Origin of the sequence: Massilia oculi, from assembly GCF_017582745.1 — a bacterium.
Lineage (GTDB): Bacteria > Pseudomonadota > Gammaproteobacteria > Burkholderiales > Burkholderiaceae_D > Telluria > Telluria oculi_A.
Map to the genome: position 1 here is coordinate 22,277 of NZ_JAFVIM010000036.1, position 13,187 is coordinate 35,463.

At 57.1% G+C, this 13,187-nt stretch carries 12 protein-coding genes and 1 pseudogene; 9 read left to right on the forward strand and 4 right to left on the reverse strand.

The features are described 5' to 3' along the window. Positions 1-68 precede the first annotated feature (68 nt). From J3U95_RS26245 to fliE, 7 genes are all read left to right on the forward strand, one after another. Complete coding sequence (locus J3U95_RS26245; protein ID WP_208281506.1) at positions 69-473, forward strand: diacylglycerol kinase; 405 nt, start codon at positions 69-71, stop codon at positions 471-473. Between the two features lie 103 nt (positions 474-576). Then, the gene (locus J3U95_RS26250) at positions 577-2,226 is read left to right on the forward strand and encodes a phosphoethanolamine transferase (RefSeq protein ID WP_208281507.1); all 1,650 of its coding nucleotides are present in this window, start codon (positions 577-579) and stop codon (positions 2,224-2,226) included. Positions 2,227-2,275: 49 nt separating this feature from the next. Beyond that, positions 2,276-2,644: a hypothetical protein gene (locus J3U95_RS26255; protein ID WP_208281508.1), complete on the forward strand. Its 369-nt coding sequence runs from the start codon at positions 2,276-2,278 to the stop codon at positions 2,642-2,644. Positions 2,645-2,849: 205 nt separating this feature from the next. Then, the gene (locus J3U95_RS26260) at positions 2,850-3,407 is read left to right on the forward strand and encodes a hypothetical protein (RefSeq protein WP_208281509.1); all 558 of its coding nucleotides are present in this window, start codon (positions 2,850-2,852) and stop codon (positions 3,405-3,407) included. A gap of 81 nt (positions 3,408-3,488) precedes the next feature. Then, the gene (locus J3U95_RS26265; RefSeq protein WP_071362228.1) at positions 3,489-4,172 is read left to right on the forward strand and encodes a response regulator transcription factor; all 684 of its coding nucleotides are present in this window, start codon (positions 3,489-3,491) and stop codon (positions 4,170-4,172) included. Further along, positions 4,165-5,415, forward strand: a complete 1,251-nt coding sequence (locus tag J3U95_RS26270; protein WP_208281510.1) for a sensor histidine kinase — start codon at positions 4,165-4,167, stop codon at positions 5,413-5,415. The genes J3U95_RS26265 and J3U95_RS26270 overlap by 8 nt, the downstream gene beginning before the upstream one ends. A gap of 234 nt (positions 5,416-5,649) precedes the next feature. Continuing rightward, a complete protein-coding gene (gene fliE / locus J3U95_RS26275) occupies positions 5,650-6,006 on the forward strand; it encodes a flagellar hook-basal body complex protein FliE (RefSeq protein ID WP_208281511.1) in 357 nt (118 codons plus the stop codon). Between the two features lie 237 nt (positions 6,007-6,243). Here fliE and J3U95_RS26280 read toward each other — a convergent pair whose 3' ends face one another. Further along, positions 6,244-6,963, reverse strand: coding sequence for a methyltransferase family protein (locus tag J3U95_RS26280; protein WP_208281512.1), 720 nt, complete (start codon positions 6,961-6,963; stop codon positions 6,244-6,246). A gap of 40 nt (positions 6,964-7,003) precedes the next feature. After that, positions 7,004-7,717 carry a methyltransferase domain-containing protein gene (locus J3U95_RS26285; RefSeq protein ID WP_208281513.1) on the reverse strand — a complete coding sequence of 238 codons (714 nt, stop codon included), beginning with the start codon at positions 7,715-7,717 and terminating at the stop codon, positions 7,004-7,006. A 1,055-nt stretch (positions 7,718-8,772) separates the two neighbouring features. Here J3U95_RS26285 and J3U95_RS26290 point away from each other — a divergent pair. Beyond that, the gene (locus J3U95_RS26290; protein ID WP_208281514.1) at positions 8,773-9,846 is read left to right on the forward strand and encodes a DUF5677 domain-containing protein; all 1,074 of its coding nucleotides are present in this window, start codon (positions 8,773-8,775) and stop codon (positions 9,844-9,846) included. 327 nt (positions 9,847-10,173) lie between these two features. Here J3U95_RS26290 and J3U95_RS26295 read toward each other — a convergent pair whose 3' ends face one another. Both J3U95_RS26295 and J3U95_RS28480 read right to left on the reverse strand, forming a co-directional pair. Further along, on the reverse strand, positions 10,174-11,064 hold the full coding sequence (locus tag J3U95_RS26295; protein ID WP_208281515.1) for a HEPN domain-containing protein: 891 nt from the start codon (positions 11,062-11,064) through the stop codon (positions 10,174-10,176). 341 nt (positions 11,065-11,405) lie between these two features. Continuing rightward, positions 11,406-11,872 (reverse strand): annotated as a pseudogene (locus J3U95_RS28480) (transposase); the annotation flags it as partial. Between the two features lie 362 nt (positions 11,873-12,234). On the opposite strand from J3U95_RS28480, the gene J3U95_RS26305 reads away from it, so the two are divergent. Beyond that, positions 12,235-13,107, forward strand: a complete 873-nt coding sequence (locus J3U95_RS26305; RefSeq protein ID WP_208281517.1) for an SIR2 family protein — start codon at positions 12,235-12,237, stop codon at positions 13,105-13,107. The last annotated feature ends 80 nt before the right edge of the window (positions 13,108-13,187 follow it).

Consider the following 13,187-nt stretch of genomic DNA (forward strand, 5'->3'; position numbering starts at 1 on the left):
TGCAGTCTTAACGCCATCCTGACGTACCGCCGCCTATCATCGGATGATTTGAGCGGCGGATTTGAAAAGTGAAAGAAGACATCGTCAGTGAATACAAGAGCGTCGGCGGCCTGCGCCGCGTTGGAGCCGCATTCGGCTACTCCGTCAAGGGATTGAGGGCGGCCTGGGCGTTCGAACATGCTTTTCGCCAGGAACTGCTGGTAGTGGCGCCCGGCATGCTGCTGGCCCTGTTCCTGCCCGTCGCGCGGCTGGAAAAGCTGGCTCTGGTTGTTGTGCTGTTGCTGGTGCTGGTGGTGGAACTGTTGAATTCAGCGATCGAGGCGGTGGTCGACCGGATCTCGCTCGCCCACCACCCCTTGTCCGGGCGTGCCAAGGACTTGGGGAGCGCCGCCGTACTGCTGGCGATCGCCATCGCAGCGCTCACCTGGGGGATGCTGCTCGCCCCACTGTTCATGGGCCTATGGGCGGTCTGACGCGCGGCGTTTAGCGGAAACTTAACGTCCGCCTGACATCCGCCTGAGCACCGGCTGTCTATTCTCTCGCACAGCGCGCCGACTCCCGGCCGCGGTTCGAGGAATGGAACGGGTGGAAATCACAGCCAAGCGGCGCATCGGCGCCTTCACATATTCGCTGGGCGCGGCCGTGGTGTTCGCGCTCGCCTTCAATGCAGGATTCTGGATCGACCTGGTCGATGCCGTCGGCGGCCTGGAGCCCGCGCGCCTGCCGCTGCTGGCGGCGGCGCTGTTGGTGCTGATGCTGTTTTTCGTGGCGCTGCTGGCGCTGGCCAGCTTCCGCTGGGTCTACAAGCCGGTGCTCGTGGCCGGCATCCTGGCGTCGTCCGCGATCGGTTATTTCATGTACCAGTACGGCATCGTGATCGACCGCACGATGGTCCAGAACGTGCTCGAGACGGACGTCCGCGAAGCCGCTGAGCTGGTCAACTGGCAGATGGGCATCTACCTCGGGCTGACCGGCCTGTTCCCGGCGTTGCTGGTGGCGCGCGCCCGCATCGACTATCCTGTCGGCCTCCGAGGACTGGCGACGCGTGTCGGGGTGGCGGGCGGGGCGCTGCTGCTCGCGGCCGTGGTCCTGCTGCTGTCCTTCAAGTCGCTAGCGCCCGCATTCCGCGAACACCGCGAACTGCGCTACCAGCTGACGCCGATGAACCTGGTGCATGCGCTGCAGGGGCACATGCGCAGCCGGCTGCGCACGCCAGTAGCCGTGGCCGCGCTCGGGCGCGACGCGGTCAAAGGCCGGACTTGGAACGGCCAGGCGCGGCCGACGGTCGTCGTGCTCGTGGTCGGCGAAACGGCGCGCGCCGCCAGTTTCTCGCTCAATGGCTACGCGCGCGAGACGAATCCGCTGCTGGCGCGTGAGCCCGGCCTGATCAATTTCACCAATGTGCAGTCGTGCGGCACCGCCACCGCGGTCTCGCTGCCCTGCATGTTTTCGGGCATGGGTCGCGAGGAATACGACAGCGCGACGGCGCGCAGCCGCGAAGGCCTGCTTGACGTGCTGTCCCACGCAGGCCTACGAGTGGTATGGCGCAACAACAACTCGGGCTGCAAGGGCGTCTGCGACCGGATCGAGGTGGTCGACTTGTCGATCCCGCAACCGGGCGCCTCGCATTGCAACGCCGCCGAATGCTACGACGAGCGCCTGCTGGAAGGTTTGCCGGAGATGCTGCGCCAACCGCAGCGCGACCTGGTGGTCGTGCTGCACCAGAAGGGGAGCCATGGGCCGGCATATGCGCGCCGATATCCGGTCGGCTTCGCCCGCTTCGGGCCGGTATGCGAGACCACCGAATTCCAGAAATGCCGGCGCGAAGAAATCGTCGCTGCCTACGACAACACGATCCTGTACACCGACCATGTCCTGAGCCGGGCGATCGGCATGCTGCGCCGCGCCTCGCAGGAGGGGGGCGCAGACACCGCCTTGCTGTATGTGTCGGACCACGGCGAGTCGCTCGGGGAACGCAACCTGTACCTGCACGGCGCGCCCTACTTGTTTGCGCCTGCTGAACAGACCCGGGTGCCGATGATGCTGTGGATGTCGGATGCGTTCAGCACGCGCTTCCGTATCGACCGCACTTGCCTGGCAGCACGCCGCGAGCAGTCTTTCTCGCATGACAACCTGTTCCACTCGGTGCTAGGAATGCTGGACATCAATACCGCGATCGCTAATCCGCGCCTCGATATTTTCCGCCCGTGCATCCGCAGCAGCTGAGTGCGATCGGCGGTGTTCTGCGCCGCACGCCGGTGATATACTGACGCGCATGACCCGCCGGCTCTTCCAGTTGTTGATAGTGACGCTCGCGCTGCAGTTCAGCTGGAGCGTGGTCAGCGCCTATTGCATGCACGAGACCGGGCGGGCGGCCGAGCATTTTGGCCACCACCAGCACAAGTCCGAGGTACACGATCCACTGGCCTCGGCGGACCTGGACCATCCAGCCGCATCCAAGAAGGCGAGCGGCGCCCATTCACACTGCGCCTCCTGTAGCCACGCGGTTTCCGTGCCGGTCGCGGTCGGCGAATCCGTCTGGCGCGCCGCGCGCGTCGGCGCTCGCCCGGCCAACCAAGAACCTTCCTTCTCTTCTCGCGTACTCGCCCCTCCCGAGCGTCCCCAGTGGCGCTCTATCGCCTGAGCCCAACGACAGCCGCGATTCTCCAGTCTGACCGGTAGCGCCACGCGCTGCCCGGCGGCCGTCCGGCATGCACTCCAGTCGTTCCAGATGACCGGCGCGCGCTCGCGCGTTGTGCCACGACACGATCGACAGCAAAACATGGGCCATTGTGCCCGACATGACAGGAACGCGGGGGCTAACGCTGCGCGTTCCAGGAGGTTCATTCATGACGCCTATACCTGATCCGTCCGGCCGCGCGCTAGCGCGCGCCGCCACTGGCGCCGGCGTGTTGGCGGTACTGGTGGCTGCCGCCAGCGCCAGCCTGCTGGAAAGTATCACCCTCGCCGCGGCTGCCTTGTATCAGCTTGCCCTGCTGTTGCTGCACGGCCCGCGCCTGCGCCCAGCCCTGCGCATCGCGCTGGCAGTCGCGCTGCTGGCCCCGGCGCCATTCCTGATCGGTGCCGCGATCCACGCACTGACCCATGTGCAGGCGTTCTCGCCACTGTCGATGGTCCCGGCGGTGCTGTCCAGCCTGCTGGCGGCGCTGCTGCACGGCCTGCTCCCGCAGCGCCGGCGAGGGGACGGTGGCGTCGACCACCCGGCCGTGGCGCCGCCCGCGTCGGCGCAGATGCTGGCGCCGGGCATGGTGACACTGTGCGTCGCTGCCGCGCTCGGCGCAGGTGCCTGGCAGGCCGACGCAGTGATCGGCATCGGCCTGCTGCTGGCGATGCTATTCGGCCTGCTAGGCCGGCATCTACTGCAGGCCGGCAGCCTGCTCGACTGACGTGCAGGCATCCAAGCAACCCTTACAAGGAAATACGATGTCTCATTTTTACTATCGTGCCGATGGCGGCACGTCCCAGCCATGCGCATCCTGATCATCGAAGACAATCCCGACATTCTTGCCAACTTGTACGGCTATCTGGAGCCCAGGGGCTACGTCGTGGACTCGGCCCGCAACGGCTACGGCGGACTGGCCCTGATCTCGGAAAACGCCTACGACGCAGTCGTTCTGGACTTGATGTTACCCGGCCTGAGCGGACTCGAGCTTTGCCAGAAGATGCGCGCGGAATTCCGGCTCGATACCCCGGTGCTCATGCTCACGGCGCGCGACAGCCTGGAAGACAAGGCGGCCGGCTTCAACAGCGGCGCCGACGACTATCTAGTCAAACCTTTCTCGCTGGCCGAGCTCGACATGCGGCTGCGGGCGCTGGCCCGGCGTGCTGCGGGCCGCCATGTTCCCGATCGCACGCTGCGCTTCGGCGAGCTGGTGTTCGACCCGGACTTGCAGAGTGCTCACCGCGAAGGTCGTCGGGTTGCCCTGACTCGGACCGGCTACATCCTGCTGCAGGTGCTGATGGAGGCGGCGCCACGCATCGTCCCGCGCGCGGTCCTCGAGCATGCGGTGTGGGGCGAGGACCGTCCGGACAGCGATGCGCTGCGCACCCATATCCACGCGCTGCGCCAGTCGCTCGACAAGCCCTTTTCCGCTCCGATGGTCTTGACGGTGACCGGAGTCGGATTTCGCCTGGTGCTGCCCGATGCCTGAGGCCAGCTCGCTCAGACGGCGCATCGTCGCCGTATTCGTCCTGTTCGGCGTCGTGCTGTCGATCCTGGTGGCCATGCTGGCCGCCATCGCAGTGGAAGGCATCGAGGCCTCGCTGGTCGATGACCGGCTGGCCGAAGTCGCCAAGTGGGCGTTGCCGCGCGATGCGGCCGGACTTGAGGTCGACCTGCCGGCCGGCCTTCGCTTTCATCGCGGCTCCGACATCCCGCCTGCGTTGCGCGGCCTGCCGGCGGGCGTATCCGACCCTGACCTTGGCCGCGACGGTGTGCACGTGCTGTCCGGAGCCGATGCCCGCGGGCCCTACGTGGTGGTTGACCACGAGAGCGACTACGAGAAGGTCGAGCTGGTCGTGTACGCGATGTTTGCAGCTTCGTTCGCGGTGTTCGTCCTGCTGGCAGCCATGCTGGGTGCAGTAGTGGGGCGTCGTGTGGTGGCGCCGATCAGCGCACTAGCAGCTGCGGTTGATGCCGGGGCAACGCCCCTACCTGAGACCGGCCGCGAGGACGAACTGGGCTTCCTTGCCCGTGCTCTCGATAGCCATACGACCGACATGAAGCGGGTACTGGACCGCGAGCGTTTTTTCACCGGCGACGTTAGTCACGAGTTGCGGACCCCGCTCATGGTCATCGCAGGGGCAGCCGAGATACTTCTCGCCGAGCCAATGACCGCGGCGCTGCACGCCGCCGCTCAGCGCATTGCCAAGGCCGCGCGCGAGGCTGCCGAATGTATCGATGTTCTCCTGCTGCTGGCGCGCGAGCCCTACGCGGACCGATTGGCGCCAGTGTCGCTTCGCGACCTGGCATGGCGCGAAGTGGAGCGCTACCAACCCATGATGGCGGGCAAGCCAGTGATCTTGCTGTGCCTGGGCGATGCGCCATTGCCAGTACGTGCGCCCCCTGAGCTCTGTGCCTGCTTGGTGGGTAACCTGATACGCAACGCTTGCCAGTACACCGAACAGGGTAGTGTGACCGTAATGATCGAGGATGGGCTCCTGAGCGTGGAAGATACCGGCCCGGGATTACCCGATGCTGTGCGTGTAACCCTGGGACATGGTGATCGGGCCGCGCCGTCGAGCGGTTCGGCCGGAACAGGTCTCGGATTGTCTCTCGTGGCCCGGATCTGCGATTACCTGGGAGCGTCGTTCAGCTATCAGGATCGCGTGAATGGCGGCAGCAGATTTGTCGTGGGTTTTCCTGCATTGCAGGCCAGAGCGGAAAATAATTGAGCGGCGGCTGCGCAATGCTGGATAGTCCCGCTACTGGCGCTCTTCCTCTCGTATTGCGTGTACAAATCGGCAGACCAGCTATGGAGGCCTGCTCCCCTGGACACTGATGTGTGTAGTGGCCTCGTATTTAACGTACGTTTAACAAGTTGTTTTCTAAGATATCGCAGAAATCAGGCGGGCAGCACGGCGACGTGATATCCGCAAAATCGTCGGATGATATGCGCAGGAGAGCCTATGAATATCGGTAGTATTGACAGCAGCCGCATCCAGGCCATGATGGAGCAACTGAAGTCAGCGGCGGCCAAGCCGGCCAATAGCCCGGACCCGGTGCCCGCATCGACCGCAGTCGATGGCAAGCCGGTAGCCAAGGTTGATTTTGCCCAGACATTGCATAATACGCTTCAGGCGGTAAGCGATCGCTCTGCGGAAGCGCGTGCCATGGGGCAGCGGTTCACTGCGGGTGACAACTCGGTTAGCCTGGCGGACACCATGGTGGCCATGCAGAAATCAAGTATCGCTTTTCAGGCAACGCTGCAGGTGCGCAACAAGGTCGTTTCCGCTTACACCGACATCATGAACATGCAGGTGTAGTGAGCATAGTGAGGTGACAATCCGCACTGGTTCGGACGCGCGCTACCGTAACAAGCTCTCTGTAAATCCCCCTCTTTGCAGGTCACTGCTCAATCGAGGAGCTACACTAAAATCGTTGCACTGTCTTTAGGCCGAGTCTAGCGCCCGGCAATGCTATGGAAGGAGAGGGCCTAAGGAGTGCGTGGCAACCTCGAGTGTTCGTCAGCCCGACGAGGTTGCCATCGTTGGCGACACCGATCAGGCGGCGAGCCTTCCAGACTTTTTGAGATGACGTACCAGAATGTACGAGCCCAGCCAAATTGTGAAAGCGGTGATGAGGATGGTGCTGTCTGGCACGACACTAATGCCCTGGACTTGGTAGCTCGACCAGAATACCCCGAGTGCCAAGGCGAGCACGACCACGAACATGGTGTTGTATTCCTTGACGATCACCCGGGTCCAATTAAATGTCAGCTTCGACATCGTGTGCCTCCAGTCGTGCCACTTTGGGAGCCAACGATTCACGCTTCGGCAATATTGGACGTACTCGTTCCCGAATTTTTCGGACAAAAATTTTTCTTCGGCAGAGACGATTGAAATATAAGCGATCAACACAAAAGGAAGCACCGTCAGATAAAACAACGTGGAGTGAATAACAAGTGCCAGTCCAACGGCGAGTAAGATGTTTCCCACATAAAGGGGGTTTCGGCAATGGCTGAATACACCTCCAGTAACTAGCTTGCTGGCATAGACCTTGCGATCTCTTCCGCCCCGCTCGATGTATTCGTATCCAATTGTAATAATCCTGAGTCCTTGCCCGAGCAAGGCAACGAAGATGCCTGCGAGATCGAGTAAAGCGTTTAATTTCGGTCGATTCAATGGGTAGGACGACTTGCCAAAAAAAATCGCGATCAGGAATATTGATGGTCCAATAATATTGCGATAACGGAAAAAGTAGCTGCCTAGATTTTGAAGCATGGAGACGCCCTAATGAATGAGTTCTGAATTTTTTTAAAACTTACTTAACGGCGAGAAATCCTTCAAAACAAACATATTTCTGAATGCTAACGATGTCGGAGAATCCAGCCCGTTTCAGCATGTCGATGTTTCCCTGTGTGGAAAAAGGCTCCATCACGCATTTGATGCTGCGTGCCTTGCCGATGATCTCAGCCTCGCTGAAACCGTGTTTCAATTTGAATTCAGTGTACACTTGGTTTGCGTAATCCTGAAATCGGCTGTCTGGCGCACGCACTTTCTCGAACATGAAAAAGGCGCCCCCCCCCCAATTCAGCGATTGATAAATGGCATTCAGAAGATTTTGCCTAACACGTGGAGGGAGAAACTGTATTGTATAGTTGGCGACCACCATATCGGTTTTCTTCATGTCGAAATCGAGGGCATTCCCAACCACGAACGAAAGGCGCGGGTCATCGACAGGAAGACGCGATGCAAAATCGATCATGTCCTGGACGGTATCGACCCCTATCATCTGCAAGTTGGGCTTGTGCTCATGGTGTCGGGCCAATCTTGCCAGAAACTGTCCAGTGGAACATCCGATATCGTAAACGACACTATCGGGTTTGAGAAAAAAATCGCTGTAGTGACAGATTAGTTCATGCCCTTGATCATATAACGGAATAGATTTCTTAATGTGTTCATCAAAATTGTCGCTAATATTTTCGAACAACCAGCCGGCGTTATGCTGGTTGATGTTTTTGTCAACATTGACCATATTATGGCCCTCACTAAATGAATGATGGCGACATTGTCTGTTGTTGAGCGTCTCGTGGACGTTAATTCGAAGTTATATCGACGTTAAATGGACAAACTGCAGGTTGGATAATCTACTTAGTGTCTTGATAGACAGAGGCTATACCATTTGAGGGAACTCAGGGGCCGCCAGAGCGCTTTGTGGCGCGCGCAGCAGACCTTGGGATATGGAGCGTGGACCGCCCGGACAAAATCACGCGATGCTTACCTAGATGCACTCGCCGCGCTGGTCTTTCTGCAGCACAATTATCGCGGTGATGACCTGGATGCAGACAAGCGACTTCGAACTGTAAGCGATGAAGTGCCAAGTTGTGAAGCCGTATTAGAATTGCGGCAGACGCAGCCCTGTGTTCGTCCGCGCGAGACTGAATAAGCAACGCAGGGTAAGGCCCGAAGCTAGCCGTGCCGGCGAGGAGGAAATCATGTCACTTATAGCCTTAGAGCTCCCGCTCAATGTCGCCGTTGAGCTCCAACGTAACGAGGTGATCGGCGCAGGTGGGCTTACGCCACAGATGCCGCAAGTCTTCGAATGCCTCTTGCCCGACTTGGAATGGCCTGCTGTCGAAGCCCATTTGATTTCTCAGAAGGTTCCGTTTAAGGTGGAGCTGCCAGGCGCCCCGAGCGAGTCCCTTTCAATGGCGCGAGTTGGTAGAGAAAACCGGCGCCAACGGCGTCCCGATCCGGCCAGCGTGGGCACACGGGAAAAAGCATAATAAAGTAATTACCTTTCGGTGCTGATCCGTATTTTCAATGATCGGGTTGACCACGTGGCGTATGCTGTCGCCGTGGGTACGGCGATCGGAGTGATTCTGCGATATGTCAGCGGAGCTCCAATCACCGCGCGTGGCTAACAGAGCGAGTAACAGGTTTTGTCAGGCGTTCGAAGCGTCACGATGCCCGAGCATAGAGCGAGGATTTGTCTGGGAAACGCAAGTAGCTAGCTATCACCGGATGTGCGTCTGCTACGACCCCAATGATCCTCGGACAATGAACCTTTAAAAATGGATTCTAGGATAAATGGAGAAAGCGACTCCCGAAGGTAAAGACCCGTTTCTTTCGAAAATCCAAGATGCCTTGTTCGAGAATTTGCGAGCCTCGTTAAGTGCAAAAATTAGTTCGGAAGAAACGGTAGCTGAGATAGCTGAGGCAGATGTCGAAGGGGCTATGGACCCAGCTATACTCGATCATCTGTCGGACGAATTTCTCAAAGCATTTCTTGACCGGGCACCGCATATGCTGTGCGAACATAGGGTTGCCGACCGAGGTTTTGAAAGGCGGAATTTTAAGCGATGGCGGCAAGCATTTGATCTTCTAGAGACGATGCTATCTATCGCTGAAGAGTTAGGTGAAGCCTGTGATATGGAGGGTCGCGAGTTGGCCGTAGCCAATAACGATTATCGGTTTGAAGCCTTGAGCCAAATCTTCCCCAAAGCGATACTTGTCGGACGCGAATTGGTCCATCTTTTGAAAGGCGGTTTTCCCGACGCGGCGCTAAGCAGATGGCGCTCACTACATGAACTAACTGTAACCGCGATTTTCCTTTCTGCGAATAATGACATGATCTCGCTACGGTATTTAGCACACTTTGATTTCCAGGCACGAGCTGCTGCTAGGCAGCATAATAAGTACGCGAAGAGAGCGAACCTTAAACCATTCTCCGACACGGAACTTCAGGAGTTTAACGAGCGGTGTAAAATCGCCGCCGAAAGTGTAGGCGAGGAAATGGATGGGCCGTGGGACTGGGCAAAACCTGTCCTACCTGGGAATCCAACGTTCTTCCGCATTGAAGAAGCAGTTGGAATGGACCATTGGAGGCCGCGATACAAATGGGCTTCTCAGCACGTACATAGTGGACACCGACCAAATTGGACTTTACTTGGCGCGTGCGAAGCAAGAGAGCCCTTGGTGTTGGTCGGCCGAAGCAACGGCGGCCTTGTCGATCCGCTGCATATGACAGCCATCTCGATCTGGCAGATATCGTCGATAATTTTATTGCACACCCCCACAATTGACCGTGTTATTTACTCAAGAATTCTGATGACTTTGTCTGATCGCGTAGCACAGGAAGCGATCAAATGTGAACGGGGGTAAACTTCCGCCACCACGCCACAGCCGTTCCCTTACTCACGGCGCACACCTGCTAAACTGAGCGTTTCTTTGTGTTCTTCTGTGAAGACGCCACAGAGCTAAAAATACTGCATACTAGAGCACTGGCGGTAAAATACACTTTATACATTTCGCTTAATATTTATAATCCGCTATTTATGATGCTCGCCGGACTTAAAAGGAAAAATTGAGTAATGTCGGAGTTGGCAGCCCCAAGCGCTCAGCTCATCATGGCAGTCCGTGGGAGGCGAAAAATCCCATTCTGTCACGAAGGGCCGGATATTATTTAAAGGAGACGTTAAGGGAGAGTGGTTAGTGCACCGATAAGTCTGCGTTAGGAGAAAATAGAGCAAGCTCAAGGTCTGAAATCGTTGGTACCCGATTCATTTCTAACATCTTTGTGAGGACTCGGTGCGCTAAAGACAACGTTTCATGCCAATCATCTGCAGAAGGAATTTTTACGCCATGCGCGACAGACGACCGAACGTCATAGAGTTTTATTATTTTTTTGTGTAGCTTTAGTCGCTCGCTTCCCGCAGTTTCTAAGAATGTGGCTATATTCGCGGACACGCGAAAGCGTAACTCTTGTTTTCCTGGAGAGAACAGATGTTCAAATGCGCCCCAAATAGCTAACGTGGCAACAGCTCTAGTCGGCATCGCACTCGCTGCATCCAAGGCTTGGAAGGCGTCATTGAACGCACTATGATTTCTCATCAGCTTATTGCCCGACAGCCAAACTTTCTTTAGCCATTGAAGATCCTCAATAGAGAGCTCATCAAGGTTTTTCGCTCCTGAGAGTTGTCGTGGGACTACTTCGGCCGGCAGCGCTTTGGCCTCACTCCAGTTTTTTTCGATATCAGAGAACGGTCGATCTGATATCACTGGTAATTGTGCCCTACTAGCGCCGCGCAGCCGCATTAGCGCAGTAAGCCACCAAAGCGTATTAAGACGATCAAAGAAGCCCTCTATTCGAAAAGACGAGGGGATGAAAAGTTCCAGTTCAACATCGAGGCTAATTCCATCGCTCACGGCACTCAATTTTCCAAAGCTATCACGTGCACTCGGGGGAAATTTCAATAAAAAAGGAGCGATAAATTTCGCGGAGGTTCGGCTCAAAATGACACCATAACCAAGTTCGAACCTCTCTACACCAAGCCGTACTCCAGCAATTCCGCCAAATAACGAGTCATATTCTAGATTCATAGGTGTCGTGTCTCAACTGAGTGATGTAGGGGAAGGCGAAAATTGAGCGCCCGCTTTTGACCGACAGCGGTCCTCGGATTGGTGTACGAGATTGTCGCTGCCCGAGCAATTAAAGAGAATTATTATCGATTCTACAAGTGTGGTGTCGTATGCTGAACAGCCTTAACGAAGTTTAACTAGCGCACCAAATTCGGTATAAATTTGCGGAGTTACTTCGGCCTCTTCGAATGAGGAATGCGGTTCTTAGCTAAGTCCTTGATTTATCTTAGTCATTGTTGAGCAGTCAGGCTATCCCGGCCTGACTCATACGAACCGGCCTCCACGAAAGCTGGGGCGATTCAGTTCTTGGTCGACGGCGGCGCCGCGACCAAGGTCGTGTCGACGATTTTCCCCTTGCGCATCATCAAGCCTTCGCGGGTCAAAGCCCGTAGATTTCGTCGAAGATCCTGCGTGTCAGACTGTACTTCTCGAGCAGGCGGCGGAACTTGAGCAGCGTCGTAGCGTCGGGCGCCGACTCGTGCGTCAGGTCGATGCCGACAAATCGGCGAATGGCCTGGCTGTCATAGATCGCGTCCTCGATACCTTCGTCCAACAGGCTAAACCATTGCTGCGCGAAGTATATGCGCAGCATTCGCTCCAGATCGACTGGTGGCCGCCCGCGTTCATCCCCGTGAGGGTAGTACGGCAAAAAGTCAGCAATCAACGCGTGCCACGGCGTCACAGCCTCGATCTCGGCCAGAGACCGATCGTGTCAAGTCTGCTTCTTTTTTTTGGTGAATTCGGCGTCAGAGAACGTGGTTTGCCTCATGGTGGCTCGGCAGGAATCAAGACGGTATTGTGGCAGCTCGGACACAAGCCGCGATCGATCGGTGACTAAATGAGCGCTTCCCTAGGCTACGTGCTACCAATGTGGATGCGGTGACAATGCGTGATTTTTTTATTTCGGCAACAGTGATACTCTGTAGCTAACAGTAAATATCAAAAAATCGCATTTGTGCCTGGACATTAGGTCAGATGATAGGAAGAAAGAAAAAGCCCGCAGTGTCTAGTTCATATTCAACTATCTCGGCAGCACAGTTTTCTACGGCCTTAGCTCTAAGGCCCAATCTGGTGGCTTGGTTTCTTAGCGCCGGCGCCTCAGCCGCTTCCGGAATTCCCACTGGCTACAACATGATCCGGGACTTCAAGGCGCAAATCTTCTGCAGGGAAAACAACCTCTCAAAACGCGAAATCGATACTGGCGATCAGGTCTGGATCGACCGGATAGACGAATACTTCCGGCGGACGTCGATCCTTCCACCGGACGGCGATCCTACCGAATACGCCGCCGCGTTCGAGGCGGTCTACCCTAATGCGAGGCACCGGCGCCAGTTCATCGACGACGCGATTTCGAAAGGCACTCCATGCTTCGGGCACCGGGTATTGGGCTGCCTTATGGCAGCGAGTAAGGTCGACTGCGTGTTCACGACAAACTTCGATCCGCTGGTTGAGGAATCAGTGCTTTCGGCCAATTCGCTCTTGCCCGTAGTGGACCAGAGGAGACCGACTGTTGCGGCCATTGACTCGGGTGATCGCGCGATGCGATGTCTGAACGAATCGGATTGGCCCTTGGTTGCAAAGCTCCATGGCGACTATCAATCCATCGCCATCAAGAACACCCATTCTGAACTGGAGCAACAGGACGAACGCATGAGGCATGTTCTCGTCGAGGCAAGCAAGCGTTTCGGCATGCTGTTCGTCGGCTACAGTGGTCGGGACGCTTCGATCATGGAGGCGCTGAGTTCTGTCCTGCGAGAGACTGCGCCTTTTCCAAATGGTCTGTATTGGGTTACATCGTCTGCATCCCGGCTCCTGCCCGCCGTTACCGAATTTCTCGAGAATGCTCATTTAGCCGGCGTCGATGTTGCTGTTGTGGAGTGTAAGACGTTTGATGAATTAGTCGCCGAAGTCGTTAAGCATGTTGACCTACCACAGACTCTCTTGGATCACGTGATGAAGGGTAAAGTGGACCCATCAGTCAAGACACTCAGCCGGTTAGTTTAAGCTGTGTCCATTTCCACTTCAGCAGCTGCCCGGCGCTGCCCCGTTTCACTGTTTTTCTCCGGCTCCTGGTCCGTGTCGCC